The organism is Bacillus sp. VA15 (genome assembly GCF_055721145.1).
Genome location: NZ_JBVQPQ010000001.1, coordinates 127655 through 145887 on the forward strand (window position 1 = coordinate 127655; position 18233 = coordinate 145887).

Annotated in this window: 16 protein-coding genes; 12 read left to right on the top strand and 4 right to left on the bottom strand. The window is 44.5% G+C overall.

Features of this window, described 5'->3' with window-relative positions; genetic code table 11:
* Positions 1-3 precede the first annotated feature (3 nt).
* On the top strand, positions 4-945 hold the full coding sequence (gene nrnA / locus AC0DBE_RS00625; RefSeq protein ID WP_061186757.1) for a bifunctional oligoribonuclease/PAP phosphatase NrnA: 942 nt from the start codon (positions 4-6) through the stop codon (positions 943-945).
* A gap of 17 nt (positions 946-962) precedes the next feature.
* Here the strand turns inward: nrnA and AC0DBE_RS00630 are convergent, their stop codons facing one another.
* The 3 genes from AC0DBE_RS00630 to ytrH all read right to left on the bottom strand — a co-directional run bounded on the left by AC0DBE_RS00630 (position 963) and on the right by ytrH (position 2092).
* Positions 963-1154 carry a YtzJ family protein gene (locus AC0DBE_RS00630; RefSeq protein WP_003223533.1) on the bottom strand — a complete coding sequence of 64 codons (192 nt, stop codon included), beginning with the start codon at positions 1152-1154 and terminating at the stop codon, positions 963-965.
* A 96-nt stretch (positions 1155-1250) separates the two neighbouring features.
* Positions 1251-1754, bottom strand: coding sequence for a sporulation membrane protein YtrI (gene ytrI / locus AC0DBE_RS00635; RefSeq protein WP_003223535.1), 504 nt, complete (start codon positions 1752-1754; stop codon positions 1251-1253).
* Positions 1751-2092 carry a sporulation membrane protein YtrH gene (gene ytrH, locus AC0DBE_RS00640; RefSeq protein WP_003223537.1) on the bottom strand — a complete coding sequence of 114 codons (342 nt, stop codon included), beginning with the start codon at positions 2090-2092 and terminating at the stop codon, positions 1751-1753. Before ytrH ends, ytrI begins: the two co-directional genes overlap by 4 nt.
* A gap of 139 nt (positions 2093-2231) precedes the next feature.
* Here ytrH and dnaE point away from each other — a divergent pair, with 139 nt between their 5' ends.
* The 7 genes from dnaE to AC0DBE_RS00675 all read left to right on the top strand — a co-directional run bounded on the left by dnaE (position 2232) and on the right by AC0DBE_RS00675 (position 12536).
* Positions 2232-5579, top strand: coding sequence for a DNA polymerase III subunit alpha (gene dnaE / locus AC0DBE_RS00645; protein ID WP_472960751.1), 3348 nt, complete (start codon positions 2232-2234; stop codon positions 5577-5579).
* A gap of 136 nt (positions 5580-5715) precedes the next feature.
* Positions 5716-6948, top strand: coding sequence for an NADP-dependent malic enzyme (gene ystJ / locus AC0DBE_RS00650; protein WP_003223541.1), 1233 nt, complete (start codon positions 5716-5718; stop codon positions 6946-6948).
* Between the two features lie 334 nt (positions 6949-7282).
* Positions 7283-8155 carry an acetyl-CoA carboxylase, carboxyltransferase subunit beta gene (gene accD / locus AC0DBE_RS00655; protein ID WP_014114757.1) on the top strand — a complete coding sequence of 291 codons (873 nt, stop codon included), beginning with the start codon at positions 7283-7285 and terminating at the stop codon, positions 8153-8155.
* Positions 8140-9117 carry an acetyl-CoA carboxylase carboxyl transferase subunit alpha gene (accA, locus tag AC0DBE_RS00660; protein WP_014114756.1) on the top strand — a complete coding sequence of 326 codons (978 nt, stop codon included), beginning with the start codon at positions 8140-8142 and terminating at the stop codon, positions 9115-9117. Before accD ends, accA begins: the two co-directional genes overlap by 16 nt.
* A 183-nt stretch (positions 9118-9300) precedes the next feature.
* On the top strand, positions 9301-10260 hold the full coding sequence (gene pfkA / locus AC0DBE_RS00665; RefSeq protein ID WP_003223547.1) for a 6-phosphofructokinase: 960 nt from the start codon (positions 9301-9303) through the stop codon (positions 10258-10260).
* A 41-nt stretch (positions 10261-10301) separates the two neighbouring features.
* Positions 10302-12059 carry a pyruvate kinase gene (gene pyk, locus AC0DBE_RS00670; protein WP_041521039.1) on the top strand — a complete coding sequence of 586 codons (1758 nt, stop codon included), beginning with the start codon at positions 10302-10304 and terminating at the stop codon, positions 12057-12059.
* A gap of 93 nt (positions 12060-12152) precedes the next feature.
* Positions 12153-12536 (top strand): FxsA family protein, encoded by a 384-nt coding sequence (locus AC0DBE_RS00675; protein WP_003237784.1) that lies wholly within the window; start codon positions 12153-12155, stop codon positions 12534-12536.
* 32 nt (positions 12537-12568) lie between these two features.
* Here the strand turns inward: AC0DBE_RS00675 and ytvI are convergent, their stop codons facing one another.
* A complete protein-coding gene (gene ytvI / locus AC0DBE_RS00680) occupies positions 12569-13684 on the bottom strand; it encodes a sporulation integral membrane protein YtvI (RefSeq protein WP_014114753.1) in 1116 nt (371 codons plus the stop codon).
* A 96-nt stretch (positions 13685-13780) separates the two neighbouring features.
* On the opposite strand from ytvI, the gene AC0DBE_RS00685 reads away from it, so the two are divergent.
* From AC0DBE_RS00685 to mdh, 4 genes are all read left to right on the top strand, one after another.
* Complete coding sequence (locus AC0DBE_RS00685) at positions 13781-14245, top strand: DUF441 domain-containing protein (protein WP_472960752.1); 465 nt, start codon at positions 13781-13783, stop codon at positions 14243-14245.
* Positions 14246-14578: 333 nt separating this feature from the next.
* A complete protein-coding gene (gene citZ / locus AC0DBE_RS00690) occupies positions 14579-15697 on the top strand; it encodes a citrate synthase (protein ID WP_014114751.1) in 1119 nt (372 codons plus the stop codon).
* A 164-nt stretch (positions 15698-15861) separates the two neighbouring features.
* On the top strand, positions 15862-17133 hold the full coding sequence (gene icd / locus AC0DBE_RS00695; RefSeq protein WP_003223557.1) for an NADP-dependent isocitrate dehydrogenase: 1272 nt from the start codon (positions 15862-15864) through the stop codon (positions 17131-17133).
* A gap of 43 nt (positions 17134-17176) precedes the next feature.
* Positions 17177-18115: a malate dehydrogenase gene (gene mdh / locus AC0DBE_RS00700; RefSeq protein ID WP_003223559.1), complete on the top strand. Its 939-nt coding sequence runs from the start codon at positions 17177-17179 to the stop codon at positions 18113-18115.
* Positions 18116-18233 lie beyond the last annotated feature (118 nt).

The window sequence follows — 18233 nt, forward strand, 5'->3', positions numbered from 1 at the left end:
CAAATGAAAACAGAACTGATCAGAACCATATCATTATATGACACGATTATCTTACATAGACATGTGCGTCCTGATCCGGATGCCTACGGATCACAGTGCGGACTTACAGAAATCCTGCGTGAAACATATCCTGAAAAAAATATTTTTGCGGTCGGCACGCCTGAACCGTCCCTCTCTTTCTTATATTCCCTTGATGAGGTGGACAATGAAACATATGAAGGCGCACTTGTCATTGTCTGCGATACGGCAAATCAGGAAAGAATCGACGATCAGCGTTATCCTTCAGGCGCCAAACTGATGAAAATCGACCACCATCCGAACGAAGATCCATACGGTGACCTTCTCTGGGTCGATACAAGCGCCAGCTCAGTAAGTGAAATGATTTACGAGCTGTATTTAGAAGGAAAAGAGCACGGCTGGAAGCTGAATACGAAAGCGGCAGAGCTCATCTACGCCGGCATTGTCGGAGATACCGGGCGCTTCTTATTTCCGAATACAACGGAAAAAACATTAAAATATGCAGGCGAGCTCATTCAGTATCCATTCTCTTCCTCAGAGTTGTTTAATCAATTGTATGAAACAAAACTGAATGTGGTGAAGCTTAACGGCTATATCTTTCAAAATGTGTCATTGTCCGAAAACGGTGCCGCTTCTGTTTTTATCAAAAAAGATACGCTTGAAAAGTTCGGCACAACGGCTTCAGAAGCGTCGCAGCTTGTCGGGACGCTTGGGAATATCTCAGGTATTCGCGCTTGGGTGTTTTTCGTAGAAGAAGACGATCAAATCAGAGTCAGATTCCGTTCGAAGGGGCCTGTCATTAACGGACTTGCCCGGAAATATAACGGCGGAGGGCATCCGCTTGCTTCGGGCGCCTCTATTTACAGTTGGGATGAAGCTGATCGGATTTTAGCTGATCTGGAAACATTATGTAAAGAACACGAGTAGAGGGGAGACCCTCTCTCTTAGTGTTCATCTGTGACGGGGATGAACCAGCAGCCAAAATCAGTAAGGTCCTCATAGACTTGGAGATTGTGAGATTGAAGTTCTTTTTTGATGAGGGAAGCGAGTGAGTGTGTTTCGGCATATGCAGAAAAACCTTGTCTGAGCCGGGCTGCTTGATCTTTTGCTAACTGACGGTCACTGTAAACCTCCATTTCCCTTCCTCCTTCCTTTTGAAGCCTCACATATAGTTTATAAAAAAGAATGGGAAAAAGCGACAGAAGTTTGGAGAATTTAAAAAAAATCCATAATTATGTGGCGAATGATATCTCAAGTTCTACTGTCAATCTTGTATAAATCGTTAATTCCTTGACGGTTGCCTCGTATTTTTTTTCATTGATCATATACACTTTATTTTCGATTGTCCGTTTTAAAAGATCTTTTGTTTGATAGACGCTCTCTATGTCTTTTGTAATCACCTCTGAAATATCATCCTTTACATGCTCCTCGAATTTCGTTTTATCCGGCTGCGATATTTTATATTTATCCCCATTCAGCAATTTAACGCTGACGCTTTGAATCAGCAGTTTTCTTTTATTATCTTCATTCAGTTTATGGAGGTCTTCCTGATAGATCGAAATTTGATTGTTCAAGTCTTTTACATGCTCTTTTTGTTTTTCGATGAGGCTGACCTGCTCCTCTTGGAATGTTCCGTAAGTAAACAGGAAAAAAAACCAGCTGATTACGGCTCCGCACATCATTCCCGCGAAAAAGCGCTGCCACCCCGGTTTTTTGTAATGCTGGGGGACCCTCATGAAGAAAGATGCTCCTGAGTCAGCCATGAAATAATGAGCCAGCCGCTTTGCGCGCCGCCCATGGCCGAGATAATCAAAAGAAGCTGTTTAAAAATATCTCTCGTATTGCCTTCAAGAATGCCCCGTTCAAAGCTGTAAACCGCATCAAAGGTGCCTCCGATAGCTGCGACAAGCGCCCATATTTTTAACCGGTTTGCAAGCTTTGTAATCGCCGTAAGCGGGGCTTCGCCTGCCAAATATGCTCCGAGCCCTCCAATGAGTGCGCCCCCGATCAGCACCCCTAACGCAATGAAGTAACTATTAATAAAATTCACCATAAATCCTGCTTCCTGATCCATCTTTATCACCTCACCTTTTATATCATATTGAGCTTTCAGGACAAGTATGATGAGTAGTCGAAAAAGAACATTTGTTTCTTTTGGAAACCGGACTTATAATGAAGAAAGAAATGGATCGTAATGAGAAAGAGGTGATAGCATGTCTTTTGTTCACCTGCAAGTGCATAGCGGGTACAGCCTGCTAAACAGCGCCGCGGCTGTGGAAGAGCTCGTCAGTGAAGCTGACAGGCTCGGATATGCGTCTTTGGCGCTGACAGATGATCATGTCATGTACGGAGCTATTCAATTTTATAAAGCATGCAAGGCGAGAGGAATCAACCCGATAATCGGTTTGACGGCTTCAGTTTTTACAGATGATAACGAGCTTGAAGCCTACCCGCTCGTCCTGCTGGCCAAATCAAATACAGGCTATCAAAACCTGCTGAAAATCAGCAGCGTCCTGCAATCGAAATCAAAAGGCGGGCTAAAGCCGAAATGGCTTCACAGTTATCGAGAAGGTATTATCGCAATAACGCCCGGCGAAAAAGGATATATTGAAATGCTTCTTGAAGAAGGGCTGTTTGAACAGGCCGCTCAAGCCGCACTTGAATTTCAGTCTATATTCGGTAAGGGAGCCTTTTATTTCTCCTATCAGCCTTTTAAAGGGCATCAAACCTTGTCTGAGCAGATTCTGCGTCTGTCTGAAGAAACGGGTATCCCTGTAACGGCGACAGGCGATGTGCATTACATAAGGAAAGAAGATAAGGCTGCCTACCGCTGTCTGAAAGCGATTAAAGCAGGTGAAAAACTGACGGATGCACCCGCCGAAGATCTTCCTGATCTCGATTTGAAACCGCTCGAAGAAATGCAAAATATTTATCGAGAGCATCCTGAAGCACTGCAAGCTTCTGTTGAGATCGCGGAACAATGCCGGGTTGATGTCAGCCTCGGGCAGACCCGTCTCCCGTCTTTCCCGACTCCAAACGGAACGTCCGCTGATGATTATTTAACGGACATCTGTATGGCAGGACTCCGCAGCCGTTTTGGCACGCCTGATGAACGATATCTTCGCCGCCTTCAATATGAGCTTGGTGTCATCAAGCGGATGAAATTCAGCGATTACTTTCTGATCGTATGGGATTTTATGAAGCATGCCCATGAAAAAGGGATCGTCACGGGACCGGGAAGGGGTTCTGCGGCAGGCTCTCTAGTTGCTTATGTGCTGTATATCACAGATGTTGACCCGATTAAACATCACCTGCTGTTTGAACGATTTTTAAATCCCGAACGTATCAGTATGCCGGATATAGATATTGACTTCCCGGATACAAGAAGAGATGAAGTCATTCAATACGTTCAGCAGAAATACGGTGCGATACATGTTGCGCAGATTATAACCTTTGGAACACTTGCGGCAAAAGCGGCGCTTCGGGACGTCGGCAGAGTATTCGGCGTAAGCCCGAAGGAAGCAGATCAGCTTGCAAAACTCATTCCAGCAAGGCCGGGCATGACGCTGGATGAGGCGAGAAAGCAGTCGCCGCAGCTGGATAAGCGGCTTCGGGAGTCAAGCCTGCTTCAGCAAGTCTATACGATTGCCCGAAAAATAGAAGGGCTGCCAAGGCATACATCAACACACGCAGCAGGCGTTGTCCTGAGTGAAGAGCCATTAACCGATGTTGTTCCGATTCAGGAAGGGCATGAAGGGATATATTTGACGCAATACGCGATGGATCATCTTGAAGACTTGGGCCTTTTAAAAATGGATTTCTTAGGTTTGCGCAACCTGACTCTGATCGAGTCCATCACTTCAATGATCGAAAAAGAAGAAAACATCAAAATAGATCTTTCAAGTATTTCCTACCGTGATGACAAAACGTTCTCCTTGCTGTCAAAAGGGGATACGACAGGGATTTTCCAGCTTGAATCTGCAGGGATGAGAAGCGTCTTGAAGAGGCTTAAACCTTCAGGCCTGGAGGATATTGTGGCGGTCAATGCGCTGTACCGGCCTGGTCCGATGGAAAATATTCCGCTATTTATTGACCGTAAACACGGTCGGGCGCCTGTTCACTATCCTCATGAAGATTTAAGGAGCATCTTGGACGATACATATGGCGTCATTGTGTATCAGGAACAAATTATGATGATTGCTTCCCGCATGGCAGGGTTTTCTTTAGGCGAAGCGGACATGCTGAGACGGGCGGTCAGCAAAAAGAAAAAAGAAATCCTGGACAGAGAGCGAAGCCATTTTGTTGAAGGGTGCTTAAAAAAGGAGTATTCTGTAGACACTGCAAATGAAGTCTACGATTTAATCGTCAAATTCGCAAACTATGGCTTTAACCGAAGCCATGCGGTGGCATACAGCATGATTGGCTGCCAGCTTGCGTATTTGAAAGCTCATTATCCGTTATATTTTATGTGCGGATTGCTGACAAGCGTCATTGGCAATGAGGATAAAATATCTCAATATCTTTACGAAGCAAAGGGGAGCGGGATTCGTATCCTTCCTCCGTCAGTGAACAAAAGCAGTTTTCCGTTTACAGTTGAAGACGGATCTGTCAGATACAGCCTCCGCGCGATAAAAAGTGTAGGCGTCTCAGCAGTAAAAGATATATATAAAGCAAGAAAAGAGAAACCATTTAAAGATCTTTTCGATTTCTGCTTTCGCGTGCCGTCAAAAAGCGTAAATCGCAAAATGCTTGAAGCACTTATCTTTTCTGGTGCGATGGACGAATTCGGCCAAAACCGGGCCACGCTGCTCGCATCCATTGATGTTGCTTTGGAACATGCTGAGCTATTCGCCGCGGACGATGACCAAATGGGATTGTTTTTAGATGAATCGTTTTCAATTAAGCCGAAGTATGTGGAGACGGAGGAGCTTCCGCTTGTGGATTTACTTGCGTTTGAAAAAGAGACGCTCGGCATTTATTTTTCAAATCATCCGCTCTCTGCCTACCGAAAACAGCTGGCTGCGCACGGGGCAGTGTCCATTCTGCAGGCCCAGCAGGCTGTCAAAAGGCAGCTTTCTCTCGGAGTTCTGCTGTCAAAGATCAAGACGATTCGGACGAAAACAGGTCAAAATATGGCTTTTTTAACGCTCAGTGACGAAACCGGCGAAATGGAAGCCGTAGTCTTCCCTGAACAATTCAGACAGCTTTCTCCCGTTTTAAGAGAAGGCGCTCTTTTGTTCACAGCTGGGAAATGTGAAGTAAGGCAGGATAAGGTCCAGTTTATCATGTCCCGGGCAGAATTATTAGAAAATATGGATGCAGAAAAAGCGCCATCGGTTTATATAAAAATAGAAAGCAGTCAGCACAGTCAGGAGATCCTGGCAAAGATTAAGCGCATTTTGCTGGAGCATAAAGGGGAAACAGGCGTTTATCTCTATTATGAAAGGCAGAAACAGACAATTAAGCTTCCTGAGTCGTTTCATATCAATGCGGATCACCAGGTATTATATCGCTTAAAAGAGCTGTTGGGTCAAAAAAACGTCGTTTTAAAACAGTGGTAACGATTCACTTTTTGTTATACAATTGGAGCAATTATGTGACCCTGTTTAAATATTCAGATAGATCAACTCCGCAGAATGCAGCAATCAACGCAGCAATATACGAATCAAAAAATATCCATAAGGAGTGTTTAGGAGAATGTCATTAAGAGAAGAAGCATTACACCTGCATAAAGTCAATCAAGGGAAACTTGAGTCTAAATCAAAAGTAGAAGTCAGAAACGCGAAAGATTTAAGTCTAGCATATTCCCCGGGTGTTGCAGAACCGTGTAAGGATATTCATGAAGACATTAACAAAGTATATGATTATACAATGAAGGGGAACATGGTAGCAGTTGTAACTGACGGTACAGCTGTGCTTGGCCTTGGAAATATCGGCCCTGAAGCCGCGCTTCCTGTCATGGAAGGGAAAGCTGTTCTATTCAAAAGCTTTGCAGGCGTGGACGCGTTCCCGATTGCTTTAAACACAAACGATGTTGATAAAATCGTTGAAACTGTTAAATTGCTTGAACCGACATTTGGCGGCGTCAACCTTGAAGATATTGCAGCGCCAAACTGCTTTATCATTGAAGAACGCCTCAAAAAAGAAACAAACATCCCGGTTTTCCATGATGATCAGCACGGTACTGCCATTGTAACGGTAGCAGGTCTTGTAAACGCGCTGAAACTGTCTGGAAAATCCATGTCATCCATTAAAGTTGTCGCAAATGGCGCCGGTGCAGCTGGTATTGCGATTATCAAGCTTCTTCACCATTACGGCGTGCGTGACATCGTGATGTGCGATTCAAAAGGAGCGATTTATGAAGGGCGTCCGGAAGGCATGAACGATGTCAAAAATGAAGTGGCGAAATTCACAAACCAAGACCGCAAAGACGGTTCTCTGAAAGATGTCATCGTTGATGCGGACGTATTTATCGGCGTGTCTGTAGCAGGAGCGTTAACAAAAGAAATGGTTCAAAGCATGGCAAAAGATCCTATTATCTTTGCGATGGCAAATCCAAATCCGGAAATTATGCCGGAAGATGCGCGTGAAGCTGGCGCAAGCGTTATTGGAACGGGCCGTTCTGACTTCCCGAACCAAGTAAACAATGTTCTTGCATTCCCTGGTATTTTCCGCGGTGCGCTTGACGTTCGCGCCACTCACATTAACGAAGAAATGAAAATCGCAGCAGTTGAAGCCATTGCTTCACTGGTTTCAGAAGATGAGCTTAGCGCAGACTACGTCATCCCTGCACCGTTTGATAAACGTGTTGCGCCTGCTGTTGCGAAAGCTGTGGCAAAAGCGGCGATGGAAACAGGTGTTGCAAGAATCACAGTTGACCCTGAGGAAGTCGCAGAAAAAACGAGAAAACTTACGATTATTGGTGAATAATTTTAATTCATTCCAAAAATGGCAGCGTGTTGGCGGAGTCCGGCGCGCTGTTCTCAAGTTAAACTGGCGGCTGAAATTTTTTTAGGGGGTTGGCCTTAAAAAAATTTCAGCCGGGTTTAACATTATTTTTGAATGCGCTGCCAATCCTGTTATTTCAATGTCTTATCTGAATTCATCCGAACCTTTCCGAACACGTCATTGAATAAAAAGTTGTCGAATTGAGGATGACAGCGTTTGACAAAAAAAGTACAATAGTTTCGGTAAAGTTATTAGCAAGTCTATCTGATTGATGACATGCGGTGAAGAGAACCCTTCACAAAAGGGAGGTAATCATTTGTTAAAGGATATATTCACGAAAAAGAAAAAGTATGCTTCCGTACCGTCTGATCAAGCGAAGCACGATGTTCCGGAAGGCATTATGACAAAATGTCCTAAGTGTAAAAAAATCATGCTCACTAAAGAGTTGGATAAAAATATGCGGGTATGCATGAACTGCGATTATCATTTCCCAATGAACGCAAAACAACGTATCGAAAGCTTGATGGATGAACAATCCTTTGAGGAATTCAATCAGGGAATGGTGTCGGAAAACCCGCTTGGTTTCCCGGGTTATCTGGAAAAGCTTGAAAAAGATCGCGAGAAAACATCCTTAAACGAGGCTGTTGTGACAGGCAAGGGCACCATCGGCGGACACCCGGCTGTTGTCGCCGTCATGGATTCTTCATTCAGAATGGGCAGCATGGGTTCAGTCGTCGGTGAAAAAATCACGCTTGCGATTGAAAAAGCAAAAGCTGATAAAGTTCCGTTTATTATTTTTACGGCTTCAGGCGGCGCTAGAATGCAGGAAGGCGTATTAAGTTTGATGCAGATGGCTAAGACAAGCTCTGCCTTAAAACTGTTCAGTGAAGAACAAGGCCTCATTATCTCAGTGATGACGCATCCGACTACCGGGGGCGTATCAGCAAGCTTTGCATCCCTTGGCGATTACAATTTCGCTGAGCCTGGCGCGCTAATCGGTTTTGCCGGAAGACGCATTATTGAACAGACAATAGGAGAAAAACTGCCTGAGGACTTCCAAACGGCTGAATTTTTATTAAAACATGGACAGCTTGATGCGGTTATTCACCGCGACGATATGAAAAAAACGTTAGAGAATCTGCTGGATATGCATCAAACAGGAGGTGACATAGAGTGGCTGCAAGATTAGAATTTGAAAAACCGGTGATTGAACTGCAAACCAAAATCGCCGAACTAAAAAAATTCACCCAAGATTCCGATATGGATCTAAGTGCTGAAATCGAACGGCTCGAAGACCGTCTCGCTAAGCTTCAGGATGATATTTACAAAAATCTGAAGCCTTGGGACCGTGTTCAAATCGCGCGTCTGGCGGACCGGCCGACAACGCTTGATTATATCGAACACCTGTTTACCGACTTTTTTGAATGTCACGGAGACAGAGCGTACGGGGACGATGAAGCCATTGTCGGCGGGATTGCGAAGTTCCATGGCCTTCCTGTAACGGTTATCGGGCATCAGCGCGGCAAAGACACGAAAGAAAACCTAGTCCGCAATTTTGGGATGCCTCACCCTGAAGGCTATCGAAAAGCGCTTCGTCTCATGAAACAGGCTGACAAATTCAACCGACCGATTATCTGTTTTATTGATACGAAGGGAGCATACCCTGGACGAGCAGCGGAGGAAAGAGGACAAAGCGAAGCCATTGCCAAAAACCTGTTTGAGATGGCCGGCCTTCGAGTGCCTGTTATCTGCATCGTCATCGGTGAAGGTGGAAGCGGCGGAGCCCTTGGTCTGGGTGTAGGCAATCACTTGCATATGCTGGAAAACTCTACTTATTCTGTTATTTCTCCGGAAGGTGCCGCGGCACTTTTATGGAAGGACTCCAGTCTTGCTAAAAAAGCAGCCGAAACAATGAAAATCACTGCGCCGGATTTAAAAGAATTAGGTATTATAGATCATATGATAAAAGAAGTAAAAGGCGGAGCGCATCACGATGTAAAGCTGCAGGCTAGCTATATGGACGAAACCCTTAAACAATCGTTAAAAACTTTGCTGAAGCTGAGTGAAGAAGAATTAGTTCAGCAGCGCTATGAAAAATATAAAGCAATTGGCAAAGTCTCGGTTGAAGATCAATATATCGGGGTAAACTAAATAAACGTGAAGCCTTTGGCTCACGTTTATTTTTTGTGACATTCTTTAAATTTTATTTAAAAACAATTTATTTAATTGTATAATAGGTAAGGTTTGATAGGGAGGATGGAGATCCCTTTTCATTGTTTTTAGGGCAATGATCATGTTATGTTTAATCATATATGTTGCTGAGGTGAATGGAGAATGAAACGTATAGGGGTATTAACGAGCGGCGGGGATTCCCCGGGAATGAACGCAGCAGTTCGCGCAGTAGTCAGAAAAGCGATTTATCATGACGTTGAAGTGTACGGCATTTACAACGGATACGCAGGATTGATCAGCGGAAAGATTGAAAAGCTTGAGCTCGGATCTGTAGGCGATATTATACATCGCGGAGGAACAAAGCTTTATACGGCAAGATGTCCTGAATTCAAAACGGTTGAAGGCCGTGAAAAAGGGATAGAAAACTTGAAAAAGCTTGGTATTGAAGGTCTTGTTGTCATCGGCGGAGACGGTTCCTATATGGGTGCGAAAAAATTAACAGAACACGGGTTTCCATGTGTAGGTGTACCGGGTACAATTGATAATGACATTCCGGGCACTGATTTTACAATCGGTTTCGATACAGCTTTAAATACAGTAATTGACGCAATTGATAAGATTCGCGATACAGCGACTTCTCATGAACGTACATATGTGATCGAAGTAATGGGCCGCCATGCCGGTGATATCGCATTGTGGGCCGGTCTTGCAGGGGGCGCGGAATCAATCTTAATCCCTGAGGCAGACTATGACATGCACGAAATCATTGCCCGCTTAAAACGCGGCCACGAACGCGGCAAGAAACACAGTATTATTATCGTTGCCGAAGGTGTAGGCAGCGGTGTTGAGTTCGGGAAACGCATTGAAGAAGAAACAAATCTTGAAACTAGGGTATCTGTACTGGGCCATATCCAGCGCGGAGGTTCTCCAAGCGCTGCTGACCGCGTGCTGGCAAGCCGTCTTGGCGCATATGCTGTTGAACTGCTGCTAGAAGGAAAAGGCGGACGCTGTGTAGGTATACAAAACAATAAGCTTGTAGACCATGATATTATAGAAATACTGGATACAAAACACACAGTTGAGCAAAACATGTATCAGCTTTCAAAAGAACTGTCTATTTAATGTCAGCTGAAGGCTGAAGATTTCAGAAGGAAGTGAACCAAATGAGAAAAACTAAAATTGTTTGTACTATCGGTCCGGCAAGTGAAAGTGTTGAAATGCTTACGAAATTAATGGAGTCAGGAATGAACGTGGCTCGATTAAACTTTTCTCACGGAGATTTTGAGGAGCACGGTGCAAGAATTAAAAATATCCGCGAAGCAAGCAAAAAGCTTGGCAAAAACATCGGTATCCTGCTTGATACAAAAGGTCCTGAAATCCGCACACATACAATGGAAAACGGCGGCATTGAGCTCGAAACAGGCAAAGAGCTTATCGTTTCAATGGACGAGGTAGTGGGAACAACAGATAAAATCTCAGTCACATATGAAGGTTTAGTTGACGACGTTGAAAAAGGTTCAACGATTCTGTTAGATGACGGACTTATCGGCCTTGAGGTACTAGATGTAGATGCTGCTAAACGCGAAATCAAAACAAAAGTATTGAACAACGGAACACTCAAAAATAAAAAAGGTGTTAACGTACCGGGCGTCAGTGTCAATCTTCCGGGTATCACTGAAAAAGATGCAAGAGACATCGTTTTCGGTATTGAGCAGGGAGTAGACTTTATCGCGCCATCTTTCATTCGCCGTTCCACGGACGTGCTTGAAATCCGTGAGCTTCTTGAAGAGCACAACGCTCAGGATATTCAAATCATCCCTAAAATCGAAAACCAAGAGGGCGTTGACAATATCGATGCTATTCTCGAAGTATCTGACGGCTTAATGGTTGCACGCGGAGACTTAGGTGTGGAAATTCCAGCTGAAGAAGTGCCGCTCGTGCAAAAAGAGCTGATCAAAAAATGCAACGCGCTAGGAAAACCTGTTATTACAGCGACACAAATGCTTGACAGCATGCAGCGCAACCCGCGTCCGACTCGTGCGGAAGCAAGTGACGTTGCAAACGCGATCTTCGACGGCTCAGATGCGATCATGCTTTCTGGTGAAACAGCTGCCGGAAGCTATCCGGTTGAGGCGGTTCAAACGATGCACAACATCGCGTCCCGTTCTGAAGAAGCTTTAAATTATAAAGAAATTCTTTCAAAACGCAGAGATCAAGTAGGAATGACGATTACAGACGCAATTGGACAATCTGTCGCACATACGGCAATTAACCTGAATGCTGCTGCGATCGTAACACCGACTGAAAGCGGCCATACAGCGCGTATGATCGCGAAATACCGTCCACAGGCGCCGATTGTTGCGGTTACTGTAAATGATGCTGTTTCCAGAAAACTTGCGCTCGTATCAGGCGTATTCGCAGAAAGCGGCCAAAATGCGAACACAACGGATGAGATGCTTGAGGATGCTGTCCAAAAATCATTGAACAGCGGAATTGTAAAACACGGCGATCTAATCGTCATTACAGCAGGCACTGTCGGTGAGTCTGGCACTACGAACTTAATGAAAGTTTACACTGTCGGCGATATCATCGCTAAAGGCCAAGGCATTGGACGTAAATCAGCTTTCGGTCCGGTTGTCATAGCACAAAATGCAAAAGAAGCTGAGCAAAAAATGACTGACGGTGCGGTACTCGTTACAAAAAGCACTGACCGTGATATGATTGCATCTCTTGAAAAAGCGTCTGCCCTTATTACAGAAGAAGGCGGTTTGACAAGCCATGCTGCGGTAGTTGGATTAAGCCTTGGCATTCCGGTAATCGTTGGCCTTGAAAATGCGACATCTATTTTGACAGAAGGCCAGGAGATTACAGTTGACGCTTCCAGAGGCGCAGTCTACCAAGGCCGTGCGAGCGTTCTTTAATCACAGGTGAAAACGGAAGGGGAATCCCTTCCTTTTCTCTTTATCTCGCCTAATGTTGAACAGAGGCGTGTTACACGTGTGGGGGGCTTGGATATGAGATTTTTATTTTTGCTTTTTATTGTATTTCCGGCAATAGAAATCGGCATATTCCTATTTTCAGGCAAGCTGATCGGCATTTTGCCGACGGTCCTTTTAATGATTCTGACGGGCATTATCGGCGCAGCAGCTGCAAAAAAACAAGGAACCGAAGTATATTACAAGGTTCAGCGTGATCTTCAATATGGCAAAATGCCGGGGGAAGCGATTGCTGACGGCCTGTGCATTTTCATTGGCGGTCTATTGCTGATGCTTCCGGGCTTTTTATCAGATTTGGCCGGCGCCTGTTTGCTTATCCCGTTTACCCGCAGCTGGTGTAAGCCGATTCTGTTCAAATGGCTGAGAGGGATGTCGAAGAACAAGCGGATCATCATCAAATAAAAAACGGCAGCCATGCAACATGGGCTGCTGTTTTATTTTTGTTGAACAGTAATGTAGGACCATACTTCCTTTAATGCGCCTGTTGTGATGAAGGCTTGGATGATGACGAGAACAGCCGGCCCGGCAATCAATCCTAAAAACCCGAATAATTTAAAACCGGCAAACAGGGCGATGAGCGTTGCCAGCGGATCGATCCCGATAGATTTACTAAGTATTTTAGGCTCTGTCAGCTGCCGCTGAATCAGAACGACGAGGTACAGTACACCGATTCCGATCGCCTGAGGCAGCTGGCCTGTAATCGATAAATACAAAATCCACGGCACAAATACGGAACCCGCACCCAAATAAGGGAGAAGATCAACAAGCCCGATTAAAAAAGCAATTGTTGCAGCATGTTCTACTTTTAAGAGAGAAAGGCCGATAAATACAATTACCATCGTAATGAAAACGAGAACGGCCTGAGCTTTGATAAAACCGGTCATTGCTTTTTTTAATTCGCTGCTTATGGCCTTGCTGTTAGCTGTAACCCGATCAGGCAGAATCGAAACGAGCATCGCTTTCAGTTTGTGCCAATCCTTTGTCATAAAAAATGTTGCCAGGAGAGAAAAAATCAGAACAGCCGCCGTATTGGGAAGAAGCGCGAAAAACCTCGGGATCATTTCTAGAATGTGGGACAGCAGCAGCCCGGCATTTTTAGCGGCGGAATCACCGAGTGTCTGGATGTGAGTAACGATGGAAGCCTGCTGGTTGGTCTCCAATTCTTGAAACAAAAGGGTCAGTTCGTTATAGAGCGGCTGGATATGAGTCGTAAATAATTTTTCGCAATATGAGATAAACGTGCTGATATGCGGTGGCAGTGTTTTTGCAAGATAGGCTGTTCCCGTTACGATTTCCGCTACAAGAATGGTGAGCACGCCGAAGGCAGCGAGCAGAAAAAGAGCAAGCACGCCCAGCACGTTTACCGTTCGGGGGAATCCTGTCACTTTGTCCAAATAGTCAACAACAGGATGAATCACTGATGAGAGAATAAGGGCGATTAGGAACGGATAAGTTAACGGAAACGAATAATAGGCCGCAGCTATCGATCCTGCGGTAACTGATATGACAAAGAGGGTTCTGAATAAAATAGTTATATAAGATTGATTCACGAAATCGGTCCTCCTCTCGTCAGCATGTCCTATTTTTTATATGTATTCACGCTCCGGCTGAATATGAATACATTCATCTTTAAGGAGGGATGGCATGTGTTTACACAAGCGAATTTATTTTTAATTATACTCTTGGCTATTGCACTTATCGCAAAAAACCAATCATTGCTCTTTGCTGTATCCGTCCTTTTGATCATCAAAATCGTTGGACTTGACCAGAAATTATTTCCAACCATGCAGTCAAAAGGCATTAACTGGGGAGTGACCATTATCACGATCGCTGTTCTTGTTCCGATTGCCACGGGAGAAATCGGATTTAAGCAGCTTGGAGAAGCAGTACGGTCTTCCTATGCTTGGATCGCCTTGGGAGCAGGAATTGCAGTGGCGCTGATTGCCAAAAACGGCCTGACCTTGCTGGAAAATGACCCGCATATTACAACTGCTCTTGTGATCGGGACCATTCTTGCAGTCGCGCTTTTTGGTGGAGTTGCGGTGGGACCGCTGATCGGAGCGGGGATTGCTTATTTAGCCATGCAGATCGTAAAACTGTTCACTTCATAAAAAAAGCGGCTCTCAGGCCGCTTTTTTTTATATGCAAAAACCCGCAAATAAAGGCGTTTTTTCGGGGAAAACACAGAACGAAAAAAAAAATTATAGGTAAACATTTAACAAATGTCTGATTATTGTTTATAATGAGAATAGGCTTAAACTTAAATAAGCTTATAAGAATTTGTTATGTTCTTTCATAAGCAAAGGGTTTCAGTAGAAGCAGGCAGTAAAATGTAAGCATTTTCTTTTAGGGGGAGAGAAATACTTGCATCATGCTTTTTAAGTAAGCCTCATGTTTTTACAACACTCTTAAAGGGGAAATTTATTGAAAAGGAGATGTTATATATGACAGCGACACGCGGTCTAGAAGGGGTTGTAGCAACAACATCATCTGTTAGTTCTATTATTGACGATACCCTTACATATGTGGGGTATGATATCGATGATTTAACAGAGAATGCAAGTTTTGAAGAAATCATCTACTTGCTTTGGCATTTAAGGCTGCCGAACAAAAAGGAGCTTGATGAGTTAAAGCAGCAGCTTGCAAAGGAAGCTGTCGTTCCGCAAGAAATTATTGAGCACTTCAAATCTTATTCCCTCGAAAATGTTCATCCCATGGCTGCTCTTCGGACAGCAATTTCATTACTAGGCCTGCTTGACAGCGAGGCTGATACCATGAACCCGGAAGCCAACTATAGAAAGGCGATCCGCCTTCAGGCAAAGGTGCCTGGCTTGGTTGCAGCGTTTTCCAGAATCCGCAAAGGCCTTGAACCTGTTGAACCGAGAGAAGACTACGGCATTGCCGAGAATTTTCTCTACACATTAAACGGTGAAGAGCCTTCGCCAATTGAGGTTGAAGCTTTCAACAAAGCGCTGATTTTACATGCTGACCATGAGCTGAACGCGTCAACGTTCACAGCAAGGGTCTGCGTCGCAACACTTTCTGATATCTATTCAGGCATTACTGCCGCAATCGGCGCACTGAAGGGTCCTCTTCACGGCGGTGCAAATGAAGGCGTGATGAAGATGCTGACAGAAATCGGTGAAGTAGAAAACGCTGAGCCGTACATCCGCGCCAAACTTGAAAAGAAAGAAAAAATCATGGGATTCGGCCACCGCGTGTATAAGCATGGCGACCCGCGCGCGAAGCATCTGAAAGAAATGAGCAAGCGCCTGACCAACCTGACAGGCGAAAGCAAATGGTATGAGATGTCGATTCGCGTAGAAGAGATCGTCACATCAGAGAAAAAGCTACCGCCTAACGTTGATTTCTATTCGGCTTCTGTTTATCACAGCCTCGGTATTGACCATGATTTGTTCACACCGATTTTTGCTATAAGCAGAATGTCCGGCTGGCTTGCTCATATTCTTGAGCAGTATGACAACAATCGACTGATCCGCCCGCGGGCAGATTACACAGGCCCTGATAAACAAGCATTTGTTCCGATTGAAGAAAGAGCCTAAAGAACCATTGGAGGCTGGCTTGCGTTAATGAGGTTAGCCTCTTGTTCAGAACATCAAAAGTGGTTTACACTTTACATTGAATGTTGAGAAAAATCATTTTGTTTTCTATATAGGAAAAATAAAATGTTTTCTAAATATGAATTACATACTGGGAGGTTTTTATTGTGGCACAAGGTGAAAAAATTACAGTTTCTAACGGAGTATTAAACGTACCAAATAACCCGATTATCCCGTTTATCGAAGGAGACGGAACCGGTCCTGATATTTGGAACTCGGCTTCGAAGGTGTTGGAAGCAGCAGTTGAAAAAGCATACAAAGGTGAAAAGAAAATTACGTGGAAAGAAGTTTATGCCGGAGAAAAGGCTTATAATAAAACAGGTGAGTGGCTGCCTGCTGAAACATTAGATGTGATCCGCGAATATTTCATCGCGATTAAAGGCCCGTTAACGACACCTGTCGGCGGCGGAATCCGATCTTTGAACGTAGCGCTCAGACAAGAGCTTGACCTATTCGTCTGCTTAAGACCTGTAAGATACTTTACTGGAGTGCCGTCACCGGTAAAACGCCCTGAAGATACTGATATGGTCATCTTCCGTGAAAATACAGAAGATATTTACGCAGGCATCGAGTACGCAAAAGGCTCTGAAGAAGTGCAAAAGCTCATCAGCTTCCTGCAAAATGAGTTAAACGTCAACAAAATCCGTTTCCCTGAGACATCAGGTATCGGCATTAAGCCTGTTTCTGAAGAAGGAACAAGCCGTTTGGTCAGAGCAGCCATTGATTATGCGATCGAGCACGGCCGCAAATCAGTAACCCTAGTTCACAAAGGAAACATCATGAAGTTCACAGAAGGCGCCTTCAAAAACTGGGGCTATGAACTTGCTGAAAGAGAATACGGCGAAAAAGTATTCACATGGGCTCAATATGACCGCATTGCTGAAGAACAAGGAAAAGACGCTGCCAACAAAGCGCAAAGCGAAGCGGAAGCAGCAGGCAAAATCATTGTCAAAGACAGCATTGCTGACATCTTCCTTCAGCAGATTTTAACGCGTCCGAACGAATTTGATGTCGTTGCAACAATGAACCTGAACGGAGATTACATCTCTGATGCTCTTGCTGCGCAAGTCGGCGGAATCGGCATTGCTCCTGGAGCGAACATCAACTATGAAACAGGACATGCGATTTTTGAGGCGACGCACGGAACGGCTCCTAAATATGCAGGCCTTGATAAAGTAAACCCATCTTCAGTTATTCTTTCAGGCGTTCTGCTTCTTGAGCATTTAGGATGGAACGAAGCGGCTGATTTGGTTATCAAATCTATGGAAAAAACAATCGCTTCTAAAGTCGTAACTTACGATTTTGCCAGATTAATGGACGGCGCGACTGAAGTGAAATGTTCAGAGTTCGGAGAAGAACTGATTAAAAACATGGACTAAGCAAGGAAACAGCCTAAAACTAGCCATAAAGGAGAAGAGAGACATGGGAAATACTCGTAAAAAAGTTTCTGTTATCGGAGCAGGGTTTACCGGAGCGACAACTGCATTTTTAATCGCTCAAAAAGAGCTGGCAGACGTAGTTCTTGTTGACATTCCGCAATTGGAGAACCCGACAAAGGGAAAAGCGCTTGATATGTTTGAGGCAAGTCCGGTTCAAGGCTTTGACGCAAAAATTACGGGCACATCCAATTACGAGGATACAGCGGGTTCTGACATTGTTGTCATTACAGCCGGTATCGCAAGAAAACCTGGTATGAGCAGAGATGATCTAGTCTCTACAAACGAAAAAATTATGAGAAGCGTTACACGAGAAATCGTGAAATATTCTCCTGACTCTATCATTGTGGTGCTGACAAATCCTGTTGATGCAATGACATACGCGGTGTACAAAGAATCAGGCTTCCCTAAAGAGCGCGTAATCGGCCAGTCCGGTGTGCTTGATACGGCAAGATTCAGAACATTTGTGGCAGAGGAATTAAACCTGTCAGTGAAAGATGTGACTGGTTTCGTTCTTGGCGGCCACGGTGACGATATGGTGCCGCTTGTGCGTTATTCTTATGCTGGCGGTATCCCGCTTGAAACTCTCATTCCGAAGGAACGGATTGACGCAATTGTAGAGCGCACTAGAAAAGGCGGAGGCGAAATCGTAAATCTTCTTGGAAACGGAAGCGCGTATTATGCGCCTGCGGCTTCTCTGACAGAAATGGTTGAAGCGATCTTGAAAGACCAGCGCCGCGTCCTTCCTACAATTGCTTATCTTGAAGGGGAATACGGCTATGAAGGCATCTACCTTGGTGTTCCTACAATCGTAGGCGGCAACGGTCTTGAGCAAATCATTGAACTTGAACTGACAGACTATGAAAGAGCACAGCTGAATAAATCAGTTGAATCTGTCAAAAATGTCATGAAAGTATTATCTTAATAAAAAGAGAGAAAGGCTTGCTTGATAGAGCCTTTCTCTTTTTGCTATAAATGAAAGCGTTGTCATCAACTTCTTTATTTCTTTTAAAAATGATGTAAAAGACGAATTGTCGGAATAT